The organism is Microcystis sp. M113S1 (genome assembly GCF_020246945.1).
Classification (GTDB): domain Bacteria; phylum Cyanobacteriota; class Cyanobacteriia; order Cyanobacteriales; family Microcystaceae; genus Microcystis.
This window is the reverse complement of sequence record NZ_JADBSA010000119.1, coordinates 1-3,931: the sequence shown is the minus strand read 5'-3', so window position 1 is coordinate 3,931 and position 3,931 is coordinate 1. Positions and strand designations below refer to the sequence as shown.

2 protein-coding genes are annotated in these 3,931 nt (G+C 41.8%); one reads left to right on the top strand and one right to left on the bottom strand.

Going from position 1 to position 3,931, the window contains the following annotated elements; translation table 11 throughout:
• Window positions 1-291 precede the first annotated feature (291 nt).
• Entirely contained in the window at window positions 292-1,764 is a 1,473-nt protein-coding gene (gatB, locus tag IM319_RS06165; protein WP_287078579.1) for an Asp-tRNA(Asn)/Glu-tRNA(Gln) amidotransferase subunit GatB, read from the bottom strand.
• A gap of 476 nt (window positions 1,765-2,240) precedes the next feature.
• Here gatB and IM319_RS06160 point away from each other — a divergent pair, with 476 nt between their 5' ends.
• On the top strand, window positions 2,241-3,770 hold the full coding sequence (locus tag IM319_RS06160; protein ID WP_287735013.1) for a pyruvate kinase: 1,530 nt from the start codon (window positions 2,241-2,243) through the stop codon (window positions 3,768-3,770).
• Window positions 3,771-3,931 lie beyond the last annotated feature (161 nt).

Here is a 3,931-nt window from a genome sequence, read left to right as displayed (position 1 = left end):
ATCAGTTATCAGTTATCAGTTATCAGTTATCAGTTATCAGTTATCAGTTATCAGTTATCAGTTATCAGTTATCAGTTATCAGTTATCAGTTATCAGTTATCAGTTATCAGTTATCAGTTATCAGTTATCAGTTATCAGATTTGAGTTTTAAGTTAACAGTGTTAATCAGTTCCCAGTTATCATGAGACTGCTTTTATTTATTCTCCCTACTTCCCCACTACCTACTCTCTCACTGTTTACTGTTTACTGTTTACTGTTTACTGATCACTGATTACTGATCACTGAATATAACTAACCAGAAAGTTTTTGATCTAAGATTTGGCTAGTTAATTTAGGATCGGCTTTACCGCCGCTTTTTTTCATGACTTGACCGACAAAAAATCCCTTAAGATTGGTTTTACCCGCCCGGAATTTTTCTAACTCGCTTGGATGGGAGGCGATAATTTCCTCGATCAGTTTTTCGATCGCAGAAGTGTCAGAAATTTGTATTAATCCTTTCTTTTCCACCAGTGCTTTTGGTGAACCGCCTTGGCTGAGAAGTTCGGGTAAAATTTCCTTAGCAATTTTGCCACTAATTGTTCCCGCTTCAATCAGTTTAACTAATTCAGCTAAGTCTGACGCTTGCAGGGCAATTTCCGTGATCATCAGCTTATTATTATTCAAATAAGCGGCGATATCTTGACTGAGCCAGTTAGCGACTAATTTCGCATTTGCCCCGGCAATTACAGTAGTTTCAAAATATTCGGCCACGGTGCGATCATCGGTTAAAACCCGGGCATCGTAGGGGGAAAGACCAAATTCTTCTTCATAACGACGACGTTTATGAGCGGGTAATTCCGGTAATTCTTCCGCCCAAGCTTTTAACTGTTCGGGAGAGACTTCTAGGGGGGGTAAATCCGGTTCGGGAAAATAGCGATAATCGCTAGAACCTTCTTTTTTCCGCATACTAATCGTCCGTTGAGTAGCTTCTTCCCAAAGACGGGTTTCCTGTAGGATCAATTCGCCATTTTCGAGCGCTGCAATTTGTCGATCGATCTCGTATTCTATGGCTTTTTGGATAGCACTAAAGGAGTTCATATTTTTAATTTCTACCTTAGTCCCGAACTTTTTAGCACCTTTTTTCCGCACAGAAATATTGACATCGCAGCGCAGGGAACCTTCCTGCATATTACCGTCACTGATGCCGAGATAACGCACTAAACGCCGTAATTCTTGGGCATATTCCGCCGCTTCGGCCCCGGTGCGTAAATCCGGTTCCGAGACAATTTCTAATAATGGTACACCTGTACGATTAAAATCCACCAGGGAATGGGTGGAACCAGAGAGACGTTCGCTGCCAGCATGAACCAGTTTTCCCGCGTCTTCTTCCATGTGCAGACGAGTAATACCGATAATTTTGCGGCTAACTTCCTTAGTTTTTTTATCGACGATCTCGATTTCTAGTTGACCCTGTTCGACAATAGGGAGATCATACTGGGAAATTTGATAATTTTTCGGCAGGTCGGGATAAAAATACTGTTTGCGATCGAATTTGCTATGGAGTGTGATTTTACCATCGATAGCTAATCCCAGTTTAACGGCACTGGCCAGGACTTCTTGGTTAAGGACGGGTAATACCCCCGGATAACCCAAACAGATGGGACAGACGTTAGTATTGGGGGGACTATCGAAGTTGGTGGGACAGGGACAAAATATCTTGCTTTTGGTGTTCAGTTGACAGTGGGTTTCTAAACCGATAATTGCTTCGTATTCAGTAGCAGACATATTTTCTCGCTCTCGCCGACACAGGAATGATCTGTTTACTCATTATAGTCGCGATTCTGGAGCATTCCCTCCCTTAATAAAACTTAATACTGTAGTTACTAATAACTTTATGCACCTTTAATATAGCTTAAAAAAGATAATTTATTCAGCCAATGTACGCCATTATTTTAAATTTTATCAAAGGCATAAGACAGGGAAGCTTATCGATAATTTTTCCCCGATAAACCTAGCTTTTTTAGTATCGACCACCGACCACCGAAAACCAAAACTTCCCACCTCACCGTTAAGATAACCGCCATAAATCGTAGCAAAAATTAACTTCTAGAGACAGGATATTTGCTTAGTATAGAAACAGAGAGATTATACCTAAGAACTGACCCCATAACCAGCCAAAAGCAATATAAGCGGCGAAAGTGAGCATTTTCTAGGCAAATATTGCCTTAATAATTGACGATTTTTACTTTGTACTCAATTTTATGTCTTTAACTCTCTCAGAACAACTCAAGCGAGAACAATTATCCTATCCCCAAACTCTCCTCCATCATCTGCAAAGGTTACGGCATTTTGTGACAGTGGAAGGAGAGGAGAAATTGCAGCAGTGGAAAAACCTCATTGAAAAGGAGAATTTTCAACCTAGCACCCGTAATTTAGCCTATTATCTCGCCCTGAGACAAGAAGATATCCGGGATTTACAATTAGCTTTAATGCCCTGGGGATTATCTTCCCTAGGCCGGATTGAATCAAAAGTTTTACCGACTCTCGATGCGGTAATTGCCACTTTAGGGGCGGTTTGTCATCAAGAAGCCTCATTATTACCCAAACATCCCCCTTTAGAGGCATTTTTCCAAGGAGATCAACTTTTAGCCTCCCATAGCGCCGAAGTTTTCGGTCTGCCTTCCCCCCAGCGTCGGGTGCGAATTATGGTGACAATGCCGACGGAAGCGGCAACCGACCCCGATTTTATCGCTCAATTACTGCGTTGCGGAATGGACTGTATTCGCATTAATTGCGCCCATGATAGCCCCAAAGAATGGCAGGGAATGATCGAAAATCTGCGCGAGGCGGTCAAAAATCCCGAAAATTTAGTCAATGGACATACCTGTAAAGTTTATATGGACTTAGCTGGCCCAAAAATCCGTTTAGAACAGATTTTAGCCCCCCAGTCCCAAACCAGACTATATCAAGGGGATTTTCTCCTCTTAACCACCCAACCGCCCCACACTGCCCATTCTCAGTATTTTCAGGCTAATTGTTCCCAACCGGAGATTATTCCCCAAATTCCCGTCGGGGCGAAAGTTTGGATTGATGATGGTCATATTGGGGCTGAAGTTATTACCATAATGCCGGAAGGTCTTTTACTAAAAATTACCCACGCAAGAGAGAAAGGAGAAAAACTCAAAGCAGATAAAGGCCTAAATTTCCCCGATACCGTCTTAAATATCGATCCTTTGACCGCAAAAGACCGGCAAGATTTAGATTTTATTGCCCAAAATGCCGATATTATCGGTTACTCTTTTGTGCAGAAAGCCAGCGATATCGAGACACTACAGCTAGAGTTACAAAGTCGTTTGGGGGATGCTTGGCGACAAAAAGCAATTGTGGCCAAAATAGAAACACCTTTAGCCGTGAAAAATCTTCCCGAATTAATCATCCATGCCGCCGGTAAACAACCTTTTGGGGTGATGATTGCTCGGGGCGATTTAGCCGTAGAAATTGGCTATCAAAGACTAGCAGAAATTCAAGAGGAAATTCTCTGGTTATGCGAAGCGGCCCATATTCCGGTAATTTGGGCCACCCAAGTCCTAGAAAATCTGGTCAAGAAAAGTATTCCTTCCAGGGCCGAGATTACCGATGCCGCTATGGCCGAAAGGGCCGAATGTGTCATGCTGAATAAGGGGGAATATATCCGCAAAGCGGTGACAATTCTTGATGATGTTTTACAAAGAATGCAGACCCACCAAGCTAAAAAAACGCCCCAATTACGCGCTCTCCATTCTTGGGTTTAAGCAATTTCAGTTATCAGTTATCAGTTATCAGTTATCAGTTATTAGTTATCAGTTATCAGTTATCAGTTATCAGTTATCAGTTATCAGTTATCAGTTATCAGTTATCAGTTATCAGTTATCAGTTATCAGTTATCAGTTATCAGTTATCAGTTATCAGTTAT

Coding starts and splice junctions, on each gene's coding strand:
- IM319_RS06160 (WP_287735013.1), top strand. CDS start 2,241: ATGTCTTTAACTCTCTCAGAACAACTCAAGCGAGAACAATTATCCTAT.
- gatB (WP_287078579.1), bottom strand. CDS start 1,764: ATGTCTGCTACTGAATACGAAGCAATTATCGGTTTAGAAACCCACTGT.